Source organism: Streptomyces sp. NPDC002138 (assembly GCF_040296485.1).
Lineage (GTDB): Bacteria > Actinomycetota > Actinomycetes > Streptomycetales > Streptomycetaceae > Streptomyces.
This window is the reverse complement of sequence record NZ_JBEOXE010000013.1, coordinates 38,455-60,662: the sequence shown is the minus strand read 5'-3', so window position 1 is coordinate 60,662 and position 22,208 is coordinate 38,455. Positions and strand designations below refer to the sequence as shown.

Here is a 22,208-nt window from a genome sequence, read left to right as displayed (position 1 = left end):
CCGCGAGCCCGCAGGGCAATGCGCCATCTGCGGCCGGGTCCGCCCCGGCCACAGGTCCGACCGGGGCAGGGGAGCATTTCACTGCCACACCTGCGCCCCTCGCCCGATTCGTCCTTGCGGCCCGTGTGGTCGTCCTAGCCCTACGAAAGTGACCTGGCCTCTGGGTCCGGTCTGTTCTCCCTGCTACTACAGACACCGCAAGTCAGCAGCGCCTTGTGCCGAGTGCGGTGCAGTCCGCATTCTCGTCGGCCGCACCATCGCGGGAAACGGTCTGTGCGCGACCTGCTGCGACCACGAGGATGCCTCTGCGCGCTGCAGCCTCTGCACTGCGCCAGCCGATCTCCGTCTTGAAGGGCTCTGTCCTCACTGCTCCCTCACAGACCAGCTCCGACATCTCCTGGCGGATGACGCCGGCACCGTGCCGGACCACCTGCAGCCGCTGCTCTCAGTCCTGACCGACGCAGCCAACCCCTACCCGGTCCTCGCCTGGGTCCGCCGCAGTCCTTCAGCACATCTCCTGGCCCAGCTCGTCCGCCAACCGGGCGGCCTCACCCACGGAGCCCTCGACGCTCTCCCGCAGAACGCCCCCACGTCCTACATCCGCGGGCTGCTGGTCACAGCAGGGCTCCTCGCCAAGCGGGACGAGAATCTCGCCCGCCTCGAACGCTGGGTCACGCGCACTTTGGCCAATCTGCCTTCTCACCACGCGAATATCATCCGTCCCTTCGCGCAGTGACACACCGTCCGGGACGCGCGACGACGCTCAGCCCGCGCCCGCTACACCGTCAGCGCAGGTAAGGGCGACGCCAACAACATCCGCTGCGCGCAACAATTCCTGGCCTGGCTCGATACGCACGAGCTCCAGCTCAGCACCCTGAAGCAGCCAGACCTTGATTGGTGGACGGCCACCCACCCCAGCAAGGCGAGCACCATCATCTCGTTCATTCGCTGGGCTCAAACACGTCGCCTGGTCACCGGCCTCGACATCCATTACCCGCCCAGCCAGTACCCAGCCACCTTCCAGCCTGAGGACGCCCACCACGAACAACTACGACGATGCCTGACCGACACCTCCCTCCCGCTGGACATTCGAATCACCGGTGCCCTGATCCGCCTCTACGCTCTTCCTCTCTCACGCATCGTCGAACTCACTGCCGACCGCTACAGCCGCGACTCGGAAGCTGCCTACCTCACTATCAACCGTCATCCAGTGATCCTTCCGCCCACCCTGGGCCGCCTCATCGAGGTACAGATCGACCACCTCAGCGGCACGTCGGCCCACCGACGACAATTTTTTGAAGACGAACTCTCCTTTCTGCTTCCGGGACAGAGCCCCGGCTGTCCTCGTAACCCTCTGGGCCTTGCGGACACACTCCGGCGCCATGGTCTTCCGGCCCGAGCAGCCCGCAACACCGCCATGATCGAGGCCATCGCCGACATCCCCCGATGGTGATGGCAGACCTGTTCGGTATCCAGCCCCACACCGCCAACCGCTGGGCACAGCTCGTCAGCGAAAGCTGGTCCCACTATCTGGCGGCGCCGTAGAACGCTGCCGGGCTGCGGTCTGTTCACTGCTCGAGTGGTACCCCTGCCCCGGCTTGATACTCCGAGCCGAGGCGGGCGAGCTGAGGCTCCTGCAGATGGTCTCGCCGTGTCACACGCCGCCGCGCGACCGCGGAAAGAAGGAAGTGCCTGTCACGACCGCCGGATCCCCAACGAACGCGCGTGAGAGACTCGGTGGTCGGATCGCCGAGGCAGAAAGGCCGCTTGCCATGTCGGACGCCACACCGCCGCCGGTGCATCTCGACAAGGTGGTGGACGGGCTGGCGGAAAACCCTGCACTACCGTCGGAGCTCGTCCACCGGCTCCTCGGATACCGCAAGGGCTTTGGCAGGGTGGCCGAGCGGCCGGACCTGAGCGATGGCGTGATCGCCGAGATCATTGCCACAGACGATCACTGGCTCACACACTCTCTCGCCCTGAACCGCAGCCTCCCACAGGCCTTCCGGATGATTCTCGCGGAGCACCCGGATCCCGCGATACGCAGGGCTCTGGTCATTGCAGCGGACGACGCACCGCGAGAGCTGTTCGAGCTGCTGCTCGACGACGGCGACCCTCAGGTCCGCGAACACTTGGCGGAGAGCGCTCACATGCCGACAGACCTCCGTGCCCTGCTGGCGGTGGACCCGAACCCGAAGGTCCGGGCGACGCTTGCCCAATGGTGGACGACGGCCCCGGAACCGGTGCGCCGACTGCTGCTGACAGACCCCGACGACTCAGTACGAGCAGGGGCCTGCGCCACCTACTTTCGCCGGCTTCCCCATCCCGTTCCGCCGGCAGACCTCGTTCCGGACCTGTTGGCCGACCCGGTCACGCGCGCCGGGGCGGTGCGCCACTGCAGGCTGGACACCGCCACCGCCCACCGGCTGGCCGAAGATCCGAACGATGAGGTGCGCGAGGAACTCGCGGAGCACCCCGACCTGCCGCCGGCATTGCGCGACAAGCTTGCCCAGGATCCCAACCTGTGCGTTGCACTCCGTGTCTTCGCCCGTCAGGACACACCGGAGCCGATCCGTGCTGCGATTCATGTACAGATCGTGTCCGACGTGCCTCCGCTGGACTGGCTCGCGGACCACCAAGCCCCGGACGACGACGAGCTCGACCGGGAACTCACTGGCGAGATAGCACGCGCGGAGCTCCGGACATTGCGCCTGCCGTGGGTGACGGCCGACCCCGTGCCGTACGTGGACTCGCCATACGTCTGCTTCCGCGCCTCGGCCGCGATGTCCGACCACCTGGCGCCGCCGCTCGTCGCTCAACTGCTCGACGACGAGGAGAGCAGTGTGCGTACCACGATGGCACTTCACGCCCGAGACCGGATCGATCCCGACACCGCCGAGCGCATTGAGCGAACCTACCGCCCGGAGAAAATGGTCAGATGGCGGCCGGCCGACGACTTCCCTCTTCCGGCAGATGTACTGCGGCGCCTGGCCACAGACCCCGACCCCAGAATGAGGCAGCTGGCCCCGCGGGACCCCGACCTGCCGGTGGGACTCGCGCGCCGGCTAGCGGCTGACCCCGACCACATGGTGCGCCGCACCATCGCGACCCATCCCCGACTTCCGGCTGAGGACCTGACGCGGCTGCTTTCTGATCCGTCGGAATCCGTCGCGGCCACTGCAGCCGCAAACCCGAACCTGCCAACCACATGGATGCACCAGCTGCTCGCCCTCGCAGGCTTGTGACGCTCGATTGTGCGCGGCCGGTACCGGACCGGGATGCTGAAGGCCGTCGAGTGGCCGCGCCTGAACGTACCGGGGGCCGGTCTCCCGAACCCTAGGTCCTGGCCGCGGCGATTCGACGGGGCCGTAGCCCGCGAGGAGCACCGAAGCCCTCCAAGGACACGCTGAGGGCAAGCTGTGCTTGACCACAAGTAGGAGGAATTGCGCAGGTACGCAATACCGCTACTTCACCAGTGGAGGAGGGACACCACCGAGGCGGTCATCGGAGCCATCACGGGCACCCTCGCGCACCCACAGCTCCTCGTGTTGGGCCGCTACGACGATGAGGGCCGGCTGCGCGCGATCGGCCGCACCGTCCCGCTGCGCCCCGAGCAGTCCCGCCAGGTCGCCGAGCACCTGACGGCCGTCGACCCCGACCACCCGTGGACGGGGGTGCGGTTCGCCACCGCGTGGGGATCCCGCGACACCCTGGACGCGATCCTCGTCCGCCCCGACCTGGTGGCGGAGATCAGCGCCGACCGGGCTGTGGACCGCGGCGGCGTCTCCCGCCACCCGCTGCGCTTCCAACGGGTGCGCCTGGACGTGACGGTGGAGGACGTGCCGCGGTTCGGATCGGGGCCGGCCGCAGCAGTCGGGTGAGCGGTCGGCGCCACACGCCGTGTGCTGGCGCTCGTTCCGGTGGTTTCCCGGCGACTGGGCCAAGGGGGAGCGCGAAGATCGTGAAACTCGGGCTGTGGCCGACACGACACCCAGCACACCGGACGGATCTAAAACTCCGGACCCCCAGCTCACACCTCCAGCAGGACTGGCTTTGTTCATGAGAACGGGTTCTGGCTCAGGTTGTGTGGTCCGTGCACTGTGAGTGACCGCTGAACTTCCTTTGACGTCTCCGGAAGTTGCCTCGAAATGAGCAGTGGCAGGAGCGACTGCCCCGACAGTTCGGTTTGTGAAAGAGGTCTTGCTCCTGCTGGAGGACTGCTGTTCCCGTCGGTCGACGACGTCGCGGTGCTGTCGGTGGACGTGAACATCGCGATAGTGCGTGTTGGAGTGCGGTGCACCGCCGCGGGCGCCTGGTGCCCGGGTTGCGGAACGTGGTCCTGCCGGGTTCACGGCTCCTACCTGCGGTTTCCCGCTGATGCTCCGAGTGCGGGACGAAGCGTCGTACTCCAGCTGCGGGTCCGCCGGTTCACCTGCCGGAACGCCGAGTGTGGACGTCAAACGTTCGTCGAGCAAATAGCCGGCCTGACCCGAAGACACGGTCAGCGGACCGAGCGGCTCCGCTCGACCCTGGCCGCGATCGGCCTCGCCCCCGCGGGCCGGGCCGGCGCCCGCCTGGCCCACGTCGTCGGCGTGCCGATCAGCCGCAGCACGGTCCTGCGGCTGATCGACGCACTTCCCGAGTCGGAGGTGCCCGCCCCGCGAGTGGTCGGCGTCGACGAGTACGCCACCCGCAAAGGCCGGAACTACGGCACCGTCCTCGTGGACATCGAGACCCGCCGGCCGGTCGACCTGCTGCCCGACCGGGAGTCATCGAGCCTGGCCGCGTGGCTGGCCGAACGGCCCGGAATCGAGGTCGTATGCCGGGACCGCGCCCCGTTCTTCGCCGAGGGCGCCACCGTCGGCGCACCGCAGGCTGTGCAGGTCGCGGACCGGTGGCATCTCTGGCACGTGCGCCGTGAGGCGCCGATTGATCGAGTGGAGGTGGGAGACCTTCGCCGCTGTCCTGTCGCAGCAGGGCGGTGAAGCTGGGGGCAGCCTGAGCCGGGAGATGCCGGGGAGGGTGGCAAGCGGCCCCTACAAAGCCGGGACGTATCAGCACTGCCAGATGGTGCGGGTCCGGCAAGCGAGACGGAGAGGTATACGCGAGGAACCGGTGTGTGAAGCCTCCTAAGGTGCCACCAGCTCGAACCTGGCGGATCTGGGCTGGTAGCGGCGCGCACCCGCACCGTTGTTGGCGGTGCCGGGGAACTTTCGGGTGGTTTGTGCTAGACGACTCGGGAGGCCACAGCGAAGTGCTGCGAGTTAGCTGTGGCGATGCCGCGGGGGTATAGCCGGGTGCCTCCTCCGTCGAGCGATCGATCGGTGAACACGGGAACCTTCCCGGTCTCGCCCCTCGTCCGCGCTGCCAGCGCGGCCGGGACGGGCTGGGCACATCGTCTGCCGAGCAGACTGGGCAAGGGGCGGAGCCGCCGTAGTAGTCCGAGGCCGGGAGAGCCGGCCACATGGCGAAGGGCGGCAGCGAGATTGCAAGGGAGGTACTGCAATGTCCGAAGACACCGGGGTGGATGCCCCGGTCACGTGGCCGGTGGCTGAGTACGCCGAGCTACGGGTACGGAAGATGCAGATCAAGCTGCACCGTTGGGCGGTAGCCGATCACGGCTTCCGGTTCGACGATGTGTTCAACTTCGTCTGTGACCCGGCCACCTTGGTGGTGGCGTTCGAGCGGGTCGCAGGCAACACCGGAGCCCGAACTGCGGGCGTGGACGGCCTTCGTGCCGATCACGTGCAGGCATTCGGGGCGGAAGCATACTTGGAGCAGATCCGTTCGCAGTTGAGGGCAGGGGTCTTTCGGCCAATGCCGGTGCGCGAGCGGATGATCCCCAAGGCGGGCGGGAAACTGCGTCGTCTGGGGATCCCGACCATCGCTGATCGGGTGGTTCAGGCAGCGCTGAAGCTGGTTATGGAGCCCATCTTTGAGGCGGACTTTCGTCCGTGCTCGTACGGATTCCGGCCCAACCGGCGTGCGCACGACGCTATCGCCGAGATCCATCTGTTCGGCACTCAGGGTTACCGATGGGTGCTGGACGCTGACATCGAGGCGTGCTTCGACCGGATCGACCACGCGGCCCTGCTGGGCCGGGTGCGGATGCGGCTGAAGGACAAGCGGGTGCTTGCGCTGGTGAAGGCGTTCCTCAAGGCCGGGATTATGACCGAGCTCGGTGAACGGAACGAAACCACCTCCGGGACGCCCCAGGGAGGGATCCTCTCACCCCTGCTGGCCAACATCGCGCTGTCCGTGCTCGACGACTTTGCCGCCGAGCAGTGGACGAACACGATGGCGACCCGGCGGGATCGCGAGCGTCGACGGAAACATGGCCTGGGCACCTGGCGACTCGTCCGCTACGCGGACGACTTCGTCGTCATGGTTCACGGGACCAGAGAACACGTCGAGGAGCTTCGCGGGCAGGTGAGTGAGGTCTTGGCGACGATGGGGTTGGTCCTGTCGCCGCCGAAGACCCGGATCGTCCACCTGGCCGATGGGTTCGACTTCCTCGGGTTCCACATCGTGTGGAACCGCAAGCGGGGAACGGACAAGTGGCACGTCTACACGTTCATCGCCGACAAGCCGGTCGAGACGCTGAAACGGAAGATCAAGTCACTGACCCTCAGGTTGTCGCATCTCGATTACAGGGTCGCGCTGATCAGGATCAGCCAGATCCAGCGCGGTTGGGCCAACTACTTCAAGCACGCGGTTGCCAAGCACACTCTGTCGCGCCTTGCCACCTTCGTTTGGTGGAGAGTCGTGCACTGGGTGATGCACCGCAACCGCATGACGTGGAAGGCCATCCGGCGATGGCTCCACACTCCGCAAGGATGGGGAGCGATCCGCATGGAAGGGATCGAACTGTTCAACCTCGCCACGGTGCCGGTCACCCGCTACCGCTACCGAGGCAACAGTATTCCGACGCCCTGGCCGGAGCTCTGACCGAGCCGATCCCAACGGCATGATCTCGCGGAGAGCCCGGTGCGGTGAAAGTCGCACGCCGGGTTCGGCGGGCGGGTCCGGGAAACGGTCCTGGAGCAATCCAGGAACCGCGCCCGGACCCGACCCGACAACCTCAGCGAGGCCGCTGAGCGGAGCATCGCCCAGACCGCCAGTGCCTGCGCGTCCTGGTCCCTGAGGCGCCTAAAACGACCGAGGAGGAGCCCGACCCTGCTGAGGAGTCGTCCAATTCGCCATGGCCGACCGGGCACCGGTTCCTTGACCGGACCCGAACCGTTCACGCCACCGTCCATGCCCTGGTGGAGGCAGGACACAGCCGTCGCGCGATCCAGCGGCAACTCGGCATGACGAGCCGAACCGTCAAGCGGTACGCGGACGCCGCCAAGCCGGAAGACCTCTTCACCGGTCAGTGGCAGGCCCGGACCTCCGTCCTCGACGACTACAAGGCCTACCTCGACGACCGGTGGAACGAGGGCTGCACCAACGCCTGGAAACTGTGGGAAGAGATCGTCCCGCTCGGCTACCAGGGCAGCTACCAGCGCGTTCGCGCCTACCTCCGCCAGAAGCGCACCTCGCCACGGCCTGTGACAGCCGGGCCGCCCTCACCCCGGGCAGTCGCCGGGTGGGTTCTGCGCCGCCCGGAAAACCTGTCCGATGCCGAGCAACTCCACCTGAAGAACGTCCGGGCCAACTGCCCCGAGATCGACGCCCTCACCAGGCACGTCCGGTCCTTCGCGACCATGCTCACCGAGCGCCAGGGCGAGCGACTACCGGACTGGCTCGACGCCGTGAAACAGGACGATCTCCCGAGCCTCCACACGCTTGCGGCTGGCATCGACCGCGACCGCGCTGCAGTGATCGCTGGCCTCACCCTGACCTGAAACTCCGGAGTCGTCGAAGGCCATGTCAACCGGATCAAGATGCTCAAGCGTCAGATGTTCGGCCGCGCCGGCTTCACCCTGTTACGCAAACGTGTGCTTCTGGCCTAAAAACTAGTTGGTCTGCGACTACTTCAGGAGCCGGAAGCCGGGCTGCCGAGCCCACGCTCTGAGGAATTCCGCTGAACCGTAGGCGGCAGGCCACGGATCCGTCATCGTCGCGATGATGCCTGGAAGGTCGGTCACGATCGGGACTTGATCCTCACGAAGTTCGGCGTTGGCGACGCCGCCGATCACGTCCATGACAGCAGCGGTCAGCAGGGCCGTGACGATGTGGTCGACCGGCCTGTTGCAGAACGCTATGACGTCGACGGCGTGGGTCGGGGTGAAGCCGATGAGGGGTTTCTGGTCGACTTCGTCGGCGTGCTCGGCCTCGAAGATGTTCTCGTCGCCGATGCCGGGTCCCATGAGAGAGACCATGACGGGCCGGCGTCCGTCCATGCCCCCGGTTTCGGCGATGCCGAGGCTCTCCGCGTGAATGTTCAGGTCGTACTCGCCGACCCGCTTCTCCGCAAAGTGAGATGAGGAACGGACAAGGAGTTCCCGGAGCCGCTGGATGGATACGGGTGGTACGGGCTCCGCCAACTCAATCACCAACACCGGACCGCTCATGACGAGAGCCTAGCCAGCCTGGGCTCCCATCCCCAACCGGTTACTCAGCGTGCCCTCACCACACAAGCTGAGCCAGAACCCGCTCTGGTGCTGCTCTACCAGCTCGGAGAGTTCCACCGGCTCGACCAGCGCATTCCCGGCTGCCAGTGGCACCTCCTCGCCACCGACGGGCTGATGCCGCCACCCGTCCGCGAGCAGCTCCAGGACCTCATCAGCGGGGACGCGCCCCTTGCCGGGTCGGGGGCGATGTCAGACCGGCCTCGTAGCGTCGAAGACGAGGCCCCGGACCGGACGGGGCCCCGGAGGACCGAAGGAGCGGGCCACGGGCGAGATCAGCATCAAGCGACAGCACCTTGACCACCTGCTGGCCGACACCGCGAGCACGTACGGAGCCCCCTACCAACGGGCCTTCGCCCAGCTCGCCGAACTACGCCGCGGCCGGCCCGTCGCCGAGATCCTCCCGCTGCTGCGCCGGGCCGCCGACGAGGCGCTGCTCGGCTTCACGGACGCGGACCTCCGGGAATAGGCGCAGGCGATCAGTACGGGCGAGCCGTACGTCCTGCGCGTCACGGTGGCCTGACCACGACCGTGCCCGTCGGACTTCCCGCCACGCGTACCGCTTGTAGAACAGGCCCTGGTACTCGACCTTGAGGTCGGCGACGTACTTGGCGGGCAAGTACGGGTTGTCGTCGAGGCTGAACGAGAACCTGTGCAGGTCGATTGCGTCGTCAGCCTGCGACTCGGTGATCGTGCCGTCGCGGCGCAGGTGGAAGCGGGCCCGGTTCGGGAACTTCTTCTTCAACCAGTGGTTGGGCCCTTCGGGGTTGGTCGTTCCGATTGGACGACCGGACCGCGCCCTCCCACAGGTTCCCGCGCGGGGTCGCGAGCTGAGTGCTGCGGAGCTGCTTTCCCACGAGGGCCTTGTACATCGCGGGCCCCCTCCCCGTCGGCTACTCCGGGGCGGGGGTGCCGCCCGTCATCCCCCTCAGCCACTGGTCGACGGCGGCCATGCCCTGGGTCTCGGTCTCCGGCGGCACCATGCGCAGCGACTGCGCGGCCGTGGCCATCGCGGCGGTCATCAGCGCGCGCTTGTCGGCCGGCGGCGGCTCTGCGACCTGCTTCTCCTCGTAGACGTGGTCCTTGCCACCGAAGTTGTAGACGACCGTCGGCTCCCACATCTGCGAAGACAGGCGGAGCGCGTCGTCGATGAAGGCGTCGGCGAGGATGGACCGCTTCTCGGCGAGGTCGGCGACCCGGGCGGCGGTCGCGGCTTCGGTGGCGGTGCGATCGAAGGCGAGGCCCATCCAGGCGCAGTTGACCGAGACGGCTCGGGTGCCGCGGCCGATCCGGCGCGGGATCTCGTTCCGGCCGAGGCCCTAAGTACGCGGCGGAGTAGGCGCGGACGGCGGCGTCGAGGTTGGCCCGCTCGGGGTCGACCTTCGGGGAGGGCGCGGCGGTCGGCGTCGACTCTCCGCCGTCGGTGCCCTTGTGCGCTGGGTCGGCGCTGCTGGAGCAGCCGGTCAGAGCGTGGCGGCGCTGGCGAGGGTGATGGCGTGATGTGTGCGCATCGGGTCATCGTGGCCGGGGTGGGTGGTGCTGTGTGGTGCCTGTGACCGGTCTGTGACGCACGAGAGCCCCGCGCGGGGCGGGGCTTCGGCAGGTTCTGTGTCCGGGCACGCCGGATCAGCGGTCCAGGATGACGCACGGGCGCGGTTTTGCAACTAGGTGCAAAAAGGTTCAGCAGCCGTCGTACTTCCAGGCCCCGCCTTCGCGCGCCCACGCCTGGCTGCTCTGGCTGAGCTTCGGCACGGCGTAGGTGTACGAGACGTGGGCCACGTTGCCAGCGATGTCGTCGATCGTGAGCGAGGTGATGCCCTGCTTGCCGTAGGTCTTGGCGGCTGCTTCGACGACGCCGTTGAAGGGCTCGGGGTCGCCGATCTTCGCGGCGCAGCGCTGTGAGAGGGCGGCGTAGGCGGCGGTGCCGTCCGGCTTGAAGTACGCGGCGGAGTAAGCCCGGACGGCCTTCTCCAGTTCGGCGCGGGCCGGGTCCGCCTTCGGTGCGGGGGAGGATGCGGGTGCTGGCCCGTTGGCGGGAGGCTGCTCGGCAGTGGGCTTGGGGTCGCTGGAGCACCCGGTGAGGGCGAGGAGCCCGGCGGCCGCGGCGAGGGCGAGGGCTGTGCGGGATGCGTGCATCGCGCCATGCTGACGAAACCCACGTGGCCCTCGGCTGGACGCGCGGGCCCGTGATTGGACCGTGACGCACGATCCCCCGCACGGTGGCAGGGCTCGATGTTCTGGCGCCCCGGACGTGAGGACAGAATGGGTCGCAGGCGCCGGGGGTGCGGCTGGGTGCAGGGGGCCCCGCCGCGCGGGGGCGCATCGGGGGGGCTCTCGGGGCGCCCGCTACTTGGGAGAGGCGGCGCCGGATGGTGGGGCCATCGGGGCTCACGCTACGCCCGGGGTGGCTGGTATGGCACCCCTCGTGCGTGGCTGAATTTCAGTGCCCGCAGTGGGGCTTGGCCCACCATCCGCACTGGGCGCAGTAGTCCATGACGCGGCGGTCAGGCCTTGCGCCGGTCGCGGCCGGTGTGGGCGAGGGCGTCGGCGCGCTGGTCGTGGTTCATGGACGAGCGGCCCGGGATGCCGGCCGCGGCCGCCTTCTCGTACAGCTCGGCCTTCGTCAGCGCCGCCGGCTCCCGGCCCTTGGCTGCCGGCCCGGAGCGCGCCCGCTTCTTCGCGGCCGGCGCCTTCTTGCCGCCGACCGCCCGGGCGCCGGGGGAGGAGGCCTTCTCGCCGGTGTCCTTCGGACTCCGGGCCCGCTCGACACTGGCGCGCAGGGCTTCCATGAGGTCGACGGCACCGGTCGGCTCCCCGCGCCGGTTCCGCCTCGATGACCCACATCTGGCACTGGCCGAGGACGCAGCCGGGGAGGACGCGTTGTCCGGCTGGGCCGCCGACGCGCTCGCCGCCCTGGCGGCCGGGGAGTTTGGGCGCGTGCCTGCACCGACCTCGCCTCCATGGCTGTCCATGGGGCCACCGCCCGTGGGAGTGGGGCCTGGCAGCCACTCACGAAGTAGCCGGGCGCCGTTGAGTCGGCCGTGTCGCCGATGAAGTGAGTATGCGAAGTGCGAAGCCGACGGTTCCGTCACAGAAGGGAGTGGTGGTGGGCCGACATGGCTGACATTCCGGATCCGGCTGCCCTGGCCGAGGCGGTCGTCGCGGCGCTCGCGGCTGACGACCGGGTGCTCTCCGGCGCCGAACGCCAGCTGCTGCGGGCGATCGCGGCCCAGGCCGTCGAGCGGCACGGTCCCGCTGCGGGAGAGTCCGTGATGGACGCCGCCGCGCAGCTGATCGGTCAGCGGCTGATGGGCCAGCTCGGACGTGCCGTGGCAGAGCGGGCACTCGACCGGCGGCCCGAACCCGAACAGACGTACGCAAAGGCCGATGTGCATATGTTCAAGCCGCCCGAGCCGCCGATCTTCGAGCCGTCGCCTCCGCCGTTCTTCCCGCCAGCCTCACCGCCGTTCGTCCCCCCGCCACCGCCGTTCGTCCCCTCGCCACCGTTCTTCCCGCCGTTTTCTTCGCTCGGGCCACCGCCGTCGGAGTCCGAGCCCGAACCGGGGCCGCCGCCGGACGAGGAGCCGCCGCCCCTGTTCGATCCGCTCGAGGTGCTCACGGCCGAGTCCGCGGTGCTGGACGAGCTGTTCACGGAGGCGGAACTCGCTGAGCTCAGGGAGTGGGCCCTGGCACGCAAGCGGTCCTTCGCCAACGAGACGGTGGTCTCGCCGGCGCCCGACGCTCCGGGCATGGTCGAGCGAAGCTTTTAGGTTCTGCAGGACGAGCTCGGGGATGTCGGTGAGCGGGTGGCCGAACGGGTACGCCGGCGTGTGCTGGAGGCGCTGCCGCAGTCGCGGCTGGGGAACGAGCATGAGCTTCGGCTGGTGGCTCTGGGGCCTGGGCAGGCCTTCGAGCTCCGTCCGCCGCCGTTCGGCCGCGGGGTCGGGGTGGTCCTGTTCCTGCCGTCCGCGGCCGAGCCGCCCGAGCTGCGGATCCACCACGGGCGTCGTACCGGAACCTCGGTCGTGCCGACCGAGCGCTTCGAGTCGGTGCTGCCGTCCGGGAATCAGGCCGTGGTGTTCCCCGCGTACCTGACGGTGGCCAGCACGCCCGTGGAGGGCCGCAGCCGGTCGTTCCAGCAGCGGCAGTTGGCGGTCATCGGCCACCTGGGGGACGCTCCGTGAGCGGTCACCACTGGTACGCGGACGGCTCGGACCAGGCGGCGCGGAGCGTGTTCGGCTGCGTGCTCGACGAACAGCCCGGCTACACCTGTCCGGAGCGGGTCCGGGCGCTGCTTCCCACCGAGGCGGAGGCAGAGGTCCCGGCCGCCGGGCTGGTCGTGTCGAGTGCGCGGGAGCTGGGACTGGGCGCCGAGTTCCGGTCGGGACCGGTGGTCGTCGCCCCCGGGACGCCGTTCCTCCCGTTGCCGTTCTGGCTCGGCCCCGAGTGACTGGCGTCCGTGGAGGCCGCCCAGCAGCCGGACCGGCTCCCGGCGCTCACACCCCGCTGGCGGGGACTGCTGGCGGCCGCGGGCGTCGCCGTTCTGCGGGAGCCGACCTCGACGGTGCCGGGCGCACTCCTGTCCAGTGCCACCGGCGACGTCCTCAGGAAGAACGGATGCACGCCGCTCGGCCAGGTGCTGCACCCCTTCCACCTCGGCAGCCTCCGGCTGCACACCCGACGGCTCGTCAGAACAGGCGCCACGCAGGACGGGACCGGCAGAGCGAGCGCCGGTGGGTGCAGCACAACGAACCCGTCGCCTCGCTAACCCATCACCGGCTCGCCCCGCTCGTCTCGGACCTGGTGGGGGAGAACGTCGTTCCGTCGTACGTGTTCACCGCGGTCTACCATGACGGAGCGGAGCTACCGGTGCACACCGATCGCGAGCAGTGCGCCTACACCGTCTCGCTGTACGTGGACTGTCTGCCGGAGCCTCCGGGGGAGGTACCGTGGCCGCTGGTGCTCGACGTGCCCGAGGGCCGGATCATCGCCTACCGGTCCCTCGGCGAGGGGCTTCTCTACCCGGGCTGCCGGATCCCGCACCGGCGTCCGCCGATGCCGCCCCGCCTGACGGTCACCGCGATGTTCTTCCATTTCGTCAGCACCGGTTTCAGCGGCCCGCTCGACTGAGCTCCGGCCGGATCCGAACCGGTGCGACGATCACGCTCGGCTCCGGCGCCGGCGGGAGGACCGCGCGCCGCGCCGTCCGCACCGCGAGCGCGGACAGCTCCTCTGCGGGGAGCGCGGGGCTGGCGTGCCGCAGCAGCCGCTCGGTCAGGACGTCCACCCCGGCTACCGTGCCGGCCGGGGTGACGGCCAGCCGAAGGCAGAGGAGACCATGGTGCCCAGGCAGCGCGGCGGCCAACCGGTCGGCCAGCCGACCGAGCTCGGCGTGGACGGCCTGGCTCTCGCCCGCGAGGCCGCCGCTGGCCCACGGCTCGCCCTCGCGCAGGTGGCCGTGGACACCAACCGGCAGTCCAGCGGGGCCATCCCGCCCTCGACGGGTTCGACGCCGTGGACCAGCCGGTCGTCGAACACCACCAGCCGGTTGAACTCCGGCGCGACCAGATCGTACAAGCCCTCGCCGGCGACGGGCCGTTCGGTGGCCGCCGTCCCCCAGTAGGGCTCGGGCCGGAACAGGACGATCCCCCGATGAACGGCCGGCTCGGGTCGGTCAGCGACCACACGTACGCGCACCGGCCGTTGGCCGCGTCGTTGTGCAGGTCCTGTCGGCACCCGTTCACGTGGAGGCTCGGACACGGCGGGCTCACCTCTGAACAGCCCAGGGTGTACAGGCTCCAATGCCGGAGTTCGGCCAGGAAGCGGTCGACCAGCCGGGCGTCGAGCAGGCGGCGGGGCTCAGCACACAGATAGGTGTAGAGACCGGGTACGTGCCAGTAGTTCCAGACGCCGTGGGAAACCGGCGACTGGCGGTCAGGTTCGGCGAAGTGCTCGACGAGACGCCGCCGGGGCAGGTGCCGCGAGCGGGGAGAAGCAGTCGACGACGTGGAAATGCGGCGGCGACGTCCGGTCCGCGGTCATGCGCTTCGGAACCAGCCGTTGACGGTGAACCGGCTGTCGGTGAAGCGACGGGACGGACAGGAGACCGTCTCGACCTCGTGGTAATGGAAGCTGGGGAAGAACACCACGCTGTTCTGCCGGGGCTCGATCTCGGCGACCGCCGGGCCGGGGATGGGTTGGCCATCGACCAGCCGGGTCTCCAGGAAGCGCAGCCGACCACCAGTGAACGGCACCGGCTCCCGGTGGAAGAAGTAGACGTAGGTCAGCTCCCGGCAGGTGAGCAGCCGGTGTGTGTGTTGTCGGTGTGCGGCTGGAAGTACTCCCCGTCGTTGCTCGCCGTGATCTGCATCTCGATCTGGCGCACCGGAAAGTCGGCCATGCCGAGCCGCTCGCGGACATGCCCGAGCGCGGACATCAGCCGCTCCTCGGACAGGGCCTTGAACGGACCGTGCGCGGAGAGGACCTTGGAGCGGCGGTGACCTGTGTCCAGGCGTCCGGTGCCCGACGGAGTGATCACCCCGCTGACGGCGAAACTCGCCTCGTGGCCCACCACCCATTCGACCAGATTGTCCAGCTCGGGCCGGGCCAGGAACTCGTCCAGGACGACGACCGGGACGGGCGAGGCCGCCAGTGGGTCGGCGGATTCCTCGCGCACACTGCCCGGCGCTCCCCGGAGGGCCGCGGCGACGGCGTCCAGGAGCGGTACGGTCCGCTGCCTCGATCTAGTCATCTGCCGATCCCCTCCCGAACTATCCTCCGCATACCGAGCAGCCTAGCCATCCAAGGGGACGATCCCGGGGATTGGCCCGGGCCGGGTCGCCGCGCCATAGCCTGGCGACCTCTTCACCGGCGCCTGCCAGGTCAATGACGGGGCTCTGCTCCGCAGTCGGCAGCGGCTCTCCAGCTGCTGGTCGGCGTCGGCGTCCAGCAGCCAGCGACCGCTGCCGCGTCACTCGATGAGCAGCGCGGCGTCCAGGCGGACGTCGTCAGGGTCCAGGCCGGCCCGGCGCAGGAATTCGAGGACATCCCGCAGTGACGTGGTGCGTCCCGCTCGTCCGGACTCCCCTTTGCCACTGCCGCAGGCCTGACCGGGCCGCGACGATGAAGGCATGAAGCGCCAGGCCGAGGGCCGGGACGAGAACGCCGACGGGGAACTGGCACCGCTGGACGTGACGGCGGCCCGGACGATGACGGCCGGGATCCGCGAGGCCCTGGGCGACGTCCACCTCTCAGTCGCGGTCCTGGCCCAGCGGGTGCGCACCGCTCACGAAGCACGGGTCTGGACGGTCCTGGGGCACGCCTCGTGGGCGGCGTACGCGGAGGCGGAATTCGGTGTCAGCCGCGCACAGGCGTACCGGCTGATCGAGGTCTCCCGGGCGGCCGAGGCGATCGCGGCCGCGCTCGAAGCCGTCGGCGGGGTGTCCCACGCGCGAGACACCCCTACGGCGCGGGACGCGCTCGATTTCGGGCTCTCCCAGCGAGCGCTGCCGGCCGTCGCGGGCCGCGAGGACGAGGTAGTCGCCCTGAACACCCGCCGCCTTGCCGTCCTCACCGGGCACGGCGCCCCACCGGACGAGAACGCGCTCGGCGCGGTAGTACACCAGGCCGTCCGCGACGTCCGCGACGTCCGCAGCGCACCGGCCCCAGCACCGGCCGCTCCCGTGGGCGGGGCGGATCCGGCGGTCGCCGTGCTGCGCCTGGTTGCCGACGATCTCGCCGCGACCGCGATGGAGTTGGGAGAGCTGATACTGGAGATCGCCCCGGCCTACCTCTCCGACGCCCGGGCCGCGGAGCGCCTCGCCCCGCTGTGCGAGCAGATCGGGGAGGACCTGGAGAACGGTCTCGCGGCCCGCCGCCACGCCATCACCGGCGACCGCCGAACCCTGTGCGGCACCCTCCTCTGAGCACAGGACTCCCATTCCACAATTCTGGAATGGCGGCCTCGGACTCGCCCGTCCTACGGCTGGCTCCAGTCGGGGCCGCCGCCGTTCCACGTGAAGAGGGTGTCGTCGTGGGGGTCGATGTCGTCGGGGTCGAGGCCGGCCCGGCGCAGGAACTCCAAGATGTCCCGCAGATCGCGGGCGCGCCCGAGGTCCGCCCCGTCGACGCGGACGCGTCGCTGGCCCTGGTCCTCGGGCGGGTTGATGACGACCTGCGGCGTGTCAGCGTTCATGCGCCCGCCCTGCGTGCACGCGCTCACTCCAGCACGCCGAGGGCGGTGTCCGGACGGCAGCGGATGCAGGCGGGCACACCGCGGGTGAGGAGTTCGCGCAGCTGCTCTGCGGAGGCGGGCACGCAGCGTTTTCCGGTGGCCCAGCAGTCCCCGGCGTGGACCGGAGTGGGAGGTCGCCCGACGCCTATCCCGTGCTAGACCAGCCACGCGGGCGGCTCCGGCGGCGTCCTGCGCTGGGCCGCGGCTTCCTGCTGCTCGGCGCTCAGCAGGGCCCGTTCCGCGCGGGTCAGCTCGGCGCGGAGCTAGATGACGACCGTGCGGAGCCGGGCCTCGTCCGGCGGCAGCTCGGCCATCACCGACCCTGTACAGCGAGCTCGTGCTGTTCCAGCAGTCCGACAACCGACGGCATCTGCAACCTCTCCGGGAGCGACGAGACGTCACGCCCACCGAGTCGCCGGCCCTGCGCCTGACCAGTGAAGACGCCGCCCACAGATTCTGAGCGACAGGCTAGAGAGGTCGGCAACAGCCGCCAGCCTAGGGCTCCTGACGTCTGCAGGAGTCCTAGGCTGCTTGGGAGATCAGAACAGGTAATTATCAGCTGACGAATGCGCCATGATATGCGCGATGTCGGCGGTTCGATAATCCCTCTACCCCTGTGCTGTCATCGTGGCTGACAGCTTCACGCTGACTCGCTGACCACTCTCTTCGAACACTCCCAGGTCTACAAGTCCAGTGCTGATGGAATTGAACGGGATTCTGAGGTCTACGCTGCCAAGGTGATCGTCAGGGCCGAAGGTGTCCTGTTCCGACAGGTGGCCGGCAATCTGCAGGAATTCGCCATTGAAAATGTCGAATTCTGCAGAGGTGTCCACAATCAAGGCAGTTCCCTCTTCAATGTCCCGGGCGTGGTCGCTTGACCTGTCGAACAGATTGGACGAAACCAGGGGGATGACTTCACCGATGTCGGGGTTAAAAGCGAGACGCGCGGCATCAAAACGACCAAAGATCTCCAGCTCGCTTCCCGGATCGTCCCCGGTGCTTTCGTTGAAGATGTGATGCAGCTTCACGACAACTTTCTTAAACGCCATTTTTTTCACCTTATCTCGATCGGAGTCAGCGATTTGCTTGACTATCCGCAAGGGTGCATGGGAGGCCGTAGGCGCCTATAGCACCCTCGGCAGTAGGACCCATGTCCCGTGAAGCGCGCCACCCTGCTTTCTGGATGGTGCGGGCGGGCCACTTTGTGTCTGGGTGAACCCGTGCTTCAAGTAGGCCTTAGGCGAGCGGCTCCGTCATGTCGCTGAATCTCGGGACTTGACAGGCCGCCTATATCGGGACGCGCGCGGTGACAGCGGCGGCTCACTCACGGAGGTGGACGCCGTGCTCGCGCCGGAGCTGGAAGCTGGGCTGGATCCTGCGGCTTCGCACCGCTGGCTCACCGGCCCCAGCAGAGCCCACACGGTCGGACAACCTGCGGCAAGGCCGCAAGAGGCTTTGTCTCCTGAGGATGGCTGAGGGCGCCGTCGGCGCCCGCAGTACGTCCGAGAGCGGCCGATGCTTCCACTGCTGGCACCGAGCGCGCTCACCCCCTTGTAGGGGCCGACTGCAAGCCTGAGCGCCTTGGGCACGGCCTCCGCGAGGGTGGCTTGCCCGAGACCTGTGGTTACGGGCCGTCGTGTCCTGGGCGCAGGAGGTCGGCGTAGATCCGGGCCCGGACGCCGGGCTCGCCGGGATGCAGGCGGCGCATTCCGTGGTCTCTTTGACGCAGACCGAGCAGTACCAGTCCTGGCCCTGCCGCTGGAGGCTTCGCAGACCCTTGCCGCAGTCGGCGCAGACCGGCGGAGAGATAGCCAAGGCGCCTACCTTGCGGAGCTCGATGAGGAGATCTCCGACGGCCCGTGGTGCCGGGGACCGGCCGTCGGTCAGGACGGCGGGCCGCGTGGCCAGGACCTGCAACTGCCCGAACTGGTCAAGGCCCTGTTCCCGACGCTCGCGGCGCTGCGCGAGTGGGGGGGCAATACCTCCCTGCCGACGGCCCCGTGGTCGCCGGTACGGAGCTCGCGTAGGCACATCCGCCCTCAGCGGCGTCCTGGACTACGCGCCGCCGCTCCCGGCCTGAGCGAGCCGGTCGCGAGGTGGATGATCATCCGCCGCGAACTCGTCAGGGCGGCCGCGGCGACCAGGATCACGAAGACCAGCATCACCGACCGCGGCGATGCGTACCGGGTGGCGAGCCCCAGGCCGATGACCGGTACGGACAGTCCCACGTAGGTGCCCAGGAAGAAGCCGGCGAGGACCTCGGCGCGCGAGTGGGGCGGCGCGCTCTCACCGGCCGCGATCAAGGCGCCCCTGAAGGAGAGCCCGACGCCCGCGCCGGCGAGCACGCTGCCGGTGATGAACACGGCAAGGTCCGGGATCCACATGCCTGCCGTGAGTGCGGCAAGCCCCGGCAGGAGCAGCAGCCGCCCCAGCCGGATGATCTGCCGCAGGCCTGCGCGGCTTGCGGCGATCTGGGCGAGGGCCCCCGAGGCGAACGCGGTGAAGGCCACCGCGCCGGCCAGGGCGTGGGAATGGGCGTGGAGCGCGCCGGCGAGGAATGACGGGACCAGGGAGTTGAGGACTCCGAAGACGGAGAAGGTGGCGAATCCCGTGGCGGTTGCGGCGAGGAACAGGCTGCGTGCCTGCGGGGGCACGGCGATGCGCTGGGGCCGGTAGCGCGGCCGGGAGGCTGAGGCGTCCACGGTTTCAGGCGCGAGGAGGACCAGGAAGGCCAGGAGCAGCAGGGCGGCGTCGAAGACGAGGTAGGGAAGCCAAAGCGGCCGGGGAGCGTACTGGGCGAGCAGCCCGGCGACGAGAGGGCCGGTGCCTATGCCTCCCAGGTTCGCTCCGGCCGCCACGATCTGCGGGCGCCCGGGGGAACCTTCTGTACCGCGTGCTCCGCGGTACAGCTCGGCCAGGTAGGCCGTGGCCGTCGCGGTGGTGAGCCCGATGGAGACACCGCACACGATCCGCGCCAGAAGAAGGCCGAGCACACCGGGCTCGGTCAGGAACAGCAGCCCGCTGGCCGCGTCGACGAGGAGAGCGGTCACGAGGACTTTCCGGCGTCCGAACCAGTCGGAGAGGTGGCCGGCGAGGAACAGTGCGCCGATGACGCCTACGGCGTAGGCGGCGTAGACGACCGTGATCATGATGGTGGAGAAATGATCACGCTCCTGGTAAAGCACGTACAGCGGGGTGGGAGCCGCGGAGAACCCCATGTTCACCAGGAACGCGAGCGCCACCACCGTGAACCCGAACATGTGGCGCCGCTGGCTCCACGTGCGCGCTGAACGTGGGCCGCTGGACGAACCCAGGCACTTTGAGCGCCCTTGAGAATGCACCGTAGACATGGCCCCCAGGGTGCTCTGGCTGGCATTATGCAGTCCAGCGAAGAAAATCGATCGACATCATTGATGGAGTAAATGACGTGGAGTTGCGGCACCTGCAGCACTTCATCGCCGTCGCCGAGGAGAGCAGTTTCACCCGGGCCGCGGCGCGCGTGCACCTGACGCAGTCGACGCTGTCGGTATCCGTGCGCGGCCTGGAGCGCGAGCTGGGTGGCCCTCTCTTCGAGCGCACCACCCAGCGGGTGGAGCTCACCGACGCCGGGCGCGCGCTGCTACCCGAAGCCCGGGCCGTGCTGGCAGCGGTGGAATCGGCCCGGGACGCGGTCACGGCCACGCACGGCGGCCTGCGGGGCACCGTGCGCCTGGGCATTCTGCAGACCCCCATGCTCATCGACCTGGCGGCCGTCATGGCCCGCTTCCATCACGATCGGCCTCAAGTCCAGATCGTCCCGCGCACCGTTGCCGGCGGTTCGGCCGAGCTGGCGGCCTGCGTCGAGGACGGCAGCCTCGACCTTGCGTTCGCGGCGCTGCCCGGTGACTACCCTCCCGGGGTGGTCGCGCACGCTCTGGCCTCGGAGCCCCTCGTGCTCGCCTGCCCGCCCGGCCACAAACTGGCCCGGTCCCAGTCCGTGACCTTGGCGGAACTGGACGGCGAGCGGTTCGTCGACTTCCCGGCCGGCTGGGGCACCCGGGTCTGCGTGGACAGACTGTTCCTCCACAGTGGGATCCGCCGGGAGATCGCTGTTGAGGTCACGGACATCCCCGCGGCCGTGGACCTGGTCCGGGCCGGCTTCGGGTGCGCGTTCATGAACGCCTCCCTGGTGTCGGGGCCGCATGCGGCGAGCCTGGCCCTGATCGCGGTGGATCCCTCCCCGCGCTTCGAGATCTCGCTCGTCCTTCCGGGAAGGCGCCAGCTCTCGGCGGTGGCCCAGGCTTTCGCGGACCTCGTACGCGCCCAGCCCCCTGTCGGAGTACCGAGCTGAGCGCACCCGCACATCCCGGAGCGGCTTCACCGCGCTCCACCGCACGCGGGGAAGGCTGGGTCATAGCCGCGAGCCGCCACGGTCAGGGGGGCACCCGAGATAAAGGCCGGCGGCTCCAGGCGGGCGAGGAGCTCACAGCCCCGACATTAACGGCTACGATAAAACCATTAATCCTGTTCGCGGTGACTGGTCCCGGCGAACCCTGTGCGAGAGGACAACCCGTCATGGCCAAGGAGGTTGCGCACACGCCGGGAAGCCCCGCATGGTGGGCGAACCGAGCGCCAGCCCCGGTGTACCGGCGAGGCCGTCCCCCGATGGACGCCGGGCGAATCGTCGACACGGCACTGCGCCTTATCGACGAGGTCGGTATCCAGGCGCTGACCCTGCGCATGCTCGCCGAGTCGCTGAACTCGGGAACGGCAACGCTCTACCGGCACTTCGACGGCAAGGACGAACTCCTCGCGCTCGTCGCCGACCGGATCCTCGGCGAGATCCGCGTACCCGCGGAGAACCTCGCAGACCTGCCCTGGCGCAAGGCGGTGACAGCGGCCGCGGAGGCGTTCTACGGCACGCTCCGCGAGCACCCCAACGTCCTGCCTCTTCTGGCGGCACAGGTCCCCGTGGGCCCCAATGGTCTTCGCGCCCGGGAGCGCCTGATCGCCTTGTTCCTGGGCCACGGTTTTCCTCTCGCCCTGGCCGCGCGCGCGTTCACCGCGATCGGTCACTACGTGATCGGCTTCGCGCTCCAGCAGCACGGCCCCGGAACGCCGCGCCCCGAGGACCAGGACCAGCTGCGCGACTACTACAACTCCCTCGACCCCAGCGCCTTCCCGGTCATCATCGCCGCAGCCGAGGAGCTTACGTCGGTGCCGCTGCAGGAGGAGTTCCACTTCGGCCTGGAGCTCCTCCTGAACGGCCTGGAGCAGGCCAAGAACAGCGGCCTCTGAAGCCAGACGCCGACGGGCCGCGCCTGCCGCCCTGGCTCATGCTCGGCCGGCTGGAGCGCGCCGGGCATGAGCTGCGTGCCACATGACAGCGGCGGGGGCAGGCCTGAAGCCTGCCCCCGCCGTTG

The 22,208-nt window shown here is 69.1% G+C and carries 26 protein-coding genes and 1 pseudogene; 14 read left to right on the top strand and 13 right to left on the bottom strand.

Going from position 1 to position 22,208, the window contains the following annotated elements; translation table 11 throughout:
* Positions 1 to 418 precede the first annotated feature (418 nt).
* The 6 genes and pseudogenes from ABT084_RS11375 to ABT084_RS11350 all read left to right on the top strand — a co-directional run bounded on the left by ABT084_RS11375 (position 419) and on the right by ABT084_RS11350 (position 7,847).
* Positions 419 to 736: a hypothetical protein gene (locus ABT084_RS11375; RefSeq protein ID WP_351041030.1), complete on the top strand. Its 318-nt coding sequence runs from the start codon at positions 419 to 421 to the stop codon at positions 734 to 736.
* 1,036 nt (positions 737 to 1,772) lie between these two features.
* The gene (locus tag ABT084_RS11370) at positions 1,773 to 3,245 is read left to right on the top strand and encodes a hypothetical protein (protein WP_351041027.1); all 1,473 of its coding nucleotides are present in this window, start codon (positions 1,773 to 1,775) and stop codon (positions 3,243 to 3,245) included.
* 198 nt (positions 3,246 to 3,443) lie between these two features.
* A complete protein-coding gene (locus tag ABT084_RS11365) occupies positions 3,444 to 3,881 on the top strand; it encodes a hypothetical protein (protein WP_351041024.1) in 438 nt (145 codons plus the stop codon).
* Between the two features lie 307 nt (positions 3,882 to 4,188).
* A pseudogene (locus tag ABT084_RS11360) lies at positions 4,189 to 4,925 on the top strand (ISL3 family transposase); the annotation flags it as partial.
* Positions 4,926 to 5,505: 580 nt separating this feature from the next.
* Positions 5,506 to 6,948, top strand: coding sequence for a group II intron reverse transcriptase/maturase (gene ltrA / locus ABT084_RS11355; protein ID WP_351041019.1), 1,443 nt, complete (start codon positions 5,506 to 5,508; stop codon positions 6,946 to 6,948).
* A gap of 317 nt (positions 6,949 to 7,265) precedes the next feature.
* Positions 7,266 to 7,847, top strand: a complete 582-nt coding sequence (locus tag ABT084_RS11350; RefSeq protein WP_351041017.1) for a hypothetical protein — start codon at positions 7,266 to 7,268, stop codon at positions 7,845 to 7,847.
* Positions 7,848 to 7,973: 126 nt separating this feature from the next.
* On the opposite strand, the gene ABT084_RS11345 is transcribed toward ABT084_RS11350, so the two are convergent.
* The 5 genes from ABT084_RS11345 to ABT084_RS11325 all read right to left on the bottom strand — a co-directional run bounded on the left by ABT084_RS11345 (position 7,974) and on the right by ABT084_RS11325 (position 11,362).
* Positions 7,974 to 8,516 (bottom strand): DUF6368 family protein, encoded by a 543-nt coding sequence (locus tag ABT084_RS11345; RefSeq protein ID WP_351041014.1) that lies wholly within the window; start codon positions 8,514 to 8,516, stop codon positions 7,974 to 7,976.
* A 427-nt stretch (positions 8,517 to 8,943) separates the two neighbouring features.
* Positions 8,944 to 9,318, bottom strand: a complete 375-nt coding sequence (locus ABT084_RS11340) for a hypothetical protein (RefSeq protein WP_351041011.1) — start codon at positions 9,316 to 9,318, stop codon at positions 8,944 to 8,946.
* Positions 9,319 to 9,466: 148 nt separating this feature from the next.
* Complete coding sequence (locus ABT084_RS11335; RefSeq protein WP_351041010.1) at positions 9,467 to 9,820, bottom strand: helix-turn-helix domain-containing protein; 354 nt, start codon at positions 9,818 to 9,820, stop codon at positions 9,467 to 9,469.
* Between the two features lie 433 nt (positions 9,821 to 10,253).
* Positions 10,254 to 10,709, bottom strand: a complete 456-nt coding sequence (locus tag ABT084_RS11330; protein WP_351041007.1) for a hypothetical protein — start codon at positions 10,707 to 10,709, stop codon at positions 10,254 to 10,256.
* 368 nt (positions 10,710 to 11,077) lie between these two features.
* Positions 11,078 to 11,362 carry a hypothetical protein gene (locus ABT084_RS11325; RefSeq protein WP_351041004.1) on the bottom strand — a complete coding sequence of 95 codons (285 nt, stop codon included), beginning with the start codon at positions 11,360 to 11,362 and terminating at the stop codon, positions 11,078 to 11,080.
* A gap of 327 nt (positions 11,363 to 11,689) precedes the next feature.
* On the opposite strand from ABT084_RS11325, the gene ABT084_RS11320 reads away from it, so the two are divergent.
* From ABT084_RS11320 to ABT084_RS11305, 4 genes are all read left to right on the top strand, one after another.
* Complete coding sequence (locus tag ABT084_RS11320; RefSeq protein ID WP_351041002.1) at positions 11,690 to 12,343, top strand: hypothetical protein; 654 nt, start codon at positions 11,690 to 11,692, stop codon at positions 12,341 to 12,343.
* A gap of 114 nt (positions 12,344 to 12,457) precedes the next feature.
* On the top strand, positions 12,458 to 12,757 hold the full coding sequence (locus ABT084_RS11315; protein ID WP_351040999.1) for a hypothetical protein: 300 nt from the start codon (positions 12,458 to 12,460) through the stop codon (positions 12,755 to 12,757).
* Positions 12,754 to 13,023 (top strand): hypothetical protein, encoded by a 270-nt coding sequence (locus ABT084_RS11310; RefSeq protein WP_351040997.1) that lies wholly within the window; start codon positions 12,754 to 12,756, stop codon positions 13,021 to 13,023. Before ABT084_RS11315 ends, ABT084_RS11310 begins: the two co-directional genes overlap by 4 nt.
* Positions 13,024 to 13,310: 287 nt before the next feature.
* Positions 13,311 to 13,703 carry a hypothetical protein gene (locus ABT084_RS11305; RefSeq protein ID WP_351040994.1) on the top strand — a complete coding sequence of 131 codons (393 nt, stop codon included), beginning with the start codon at positions 13,311 to 13,313 and terminating at the stop codon, positions 13,701 to 13,703.
* Here ABT084_RS11305 and ABT084_RS11300 read toward each other — a convergent pair.
* Positions 13,684 to 13,860: a hypothetical protein gene (locus ABT084_RS11300; protein ID WP_351040992.1), complete on the bottom strand. Its 177-nt coding sequence runs from the start codon at positions 13,858 to 13,860 to the stop codon at positions 13,684 to 13,686. The two genes, ABT084_RS11305 and ABT084_RS11300, sit on opposite strands and share 20 nt — an antisense overlap.
* 51 nt (positions 13,861 to 13,911) lie before the next feature.
* Between ABT084_RS11300 and ABT084_RS11295 the strand changes: the two genes are divergently transcribed.
* Positions 13,912 to 14,196, top strand: coding sequence for a hypothetical protein (locus tag ABT084_RS11295; RefSeq protein WP_351040989.1), 285 nt, complete (start codon positions 13,912 to 13,914; stop codon positions 14,194 to 14,196).
* A 415-nt stretch (positions 14,197 to 14,611) separates the two neighbouring features.
* Here ABT084_RS11295 and ABT084_RS11290 read toward each other — a convergent pair whose 3' ends face one another.
* The 3 genes from ABT084_RS11290 to ABT084_RS11280 all read right to left on the bottom strand — a co-directional run bounded on the left by ABT084_RS11290 (position 14,612) and on the right by ABT084_RS11280 (position 15,705).
* A complete protein-coding gene (locus ABT084_RS11290; protein ID WP_351041250.1) occupies positions 14,612 to 14,860 on the bottom strand; it encodes a 2OG-Fe(II) oxygenase in 249 nt (82 codons plus the stop codon).
* Positions 14,857 to 15,324 (bottom strand): hypothetical protein, encoded by a 468-nt coding sequence (locus ABT084_RS11285; RefSeq protein WP_351041278.1) that lies wholly within the window; start codon positions 15,322 to 15,324, stop codon positions 14,857 to 14,859. Before ABT084_RS11285 ends, ABT084_RS11290 begins: the two co-directional genes overlap by 4 nt.
* A gap of 219 nt (positions 15,325 to 15,543) precedes the next feature.
* Positions 15,544 to 15,705 (bottom strand): hypothetical protein, encoded by a 162-nt coding sequence (locus tag ABT084_RS11280; RefSeq protein WP_351040987.1) that lies wholly within the window; start codon positions 15,703 to 15,705, stop codon positions 15,544 to 15,546.
* Here ABT084_RS11280 and ABT084_RS11275 point away from each other — a divergent pair.
* Positions 15,704 to 16,498 carry a hypothetical protein gene (locus ABT084_RS11275; protein ID WP_351040985.1) on the top strand — a complete coding sequence of 265 codons (795 nt, stop codon included), beginning with the start codon at positions 15,704 to 15,706 and terminating at the stop codon, positions 16,496 to 16,498. The two genes, ABT084_RS11280 and ABT084_RS11275, sit on opposite strands and share 2 nt — an antisense overlap.
* A gap of 53 nt (positions 16,499 to 16,551) precedes the next feature.
* Here ABT084_RS11275 and ABT084_RS11270 read toward each other — a convergent pair whose 3' ends face one another.
* The 4 genes from ABT084_RS11270 to ABT084_RS11255 form a co-directional block, all read right to left on the bottom strand.
* Entirely contained in the window at positions 16,552 to 16,767 is a 216-nt protein-coding gene (locus ABT084_RS11270) for a hypothetical protein (RefSeq protein ID WP_351040983.1), read from the bottom strand.
* A 23-nt stretch (positions 16,768 to 16,790) separates the two neighbouring features.
* Entirely contained in the window at positions 16,791 to 16,955 is a 165-nt protein-coding gene (locus ABT084_RS11265) for a DUF6233 domain-containing protein (protein WP_351041248.1), read from the bottom strand.
* Positions 16,956 to 17,414: 459 nt separating this feature from the next.
* Positions 17,415 to 17,906 carry a hypothetical protein gene (locus ABT084_RS11260; RefSeq protein ID WP_351040982.1) on the bottom strand — a complete coding sequence of 164 codons (492 nt, stop codon included), beginning with the start codon at positions 17,904 to 17,906 and terminating at the stop codon, positions 17,415 to 17,417.
* Between the two features lie 939 nt (positions 17,907 to 18,845).
* Positions 18,846 to 20,066 (bottom strand): MFS transporter, encoded by a 1,221-nt coding sequence (locus ABT084_RS11255; protein WP_351040979.1) that lies wholly within the window; start codon positions 20,064 to 20,066, stop codon positions 18,846 to 18,848.
* Positions 20,067 to 20,233: 167 nt separating this feature from the next.
* Here ABT084_RS11255 and ABT084_RS11250 point away from each other — a divergent pair, with 167 nt between their 5' ends.
* Both ABT084_RS11250 and ABT084_RS11245 read left to right on the top strand, forming a co-directional pair.
* Positions 20,234 to 21,136 carry a LysR family transcriptional regulator gene (locus ABT084_RS11250; RefSeq protein ID WP_351040976.1) on the top strand — a complete coding sequence of 301 codons (903 nt, stop codon included), beginning with the start codon at positions 20,234 to 20,236 and terminating at the stop codon, positions 21,134 to 21,136.
* 314 nt (positions 21,137 to 21,450) lie between these two features.
* Positions 21,451 to 22,083 carry a TetR/AcrR family transcriptional regulator gene (locus ABT084_RS11245; protein WP_073775346.1) on the top strand — a complete coding sequence of 211 codons (633 nt, stop codon included), beginning with the start codon at positions 21,451 to 21,453 and terminating at the stop codon, positions 22,081 to 22,083.
* The last annotated feature ends 125 nt before the right edge of the window (positions 22,084 to 22,208 follow it).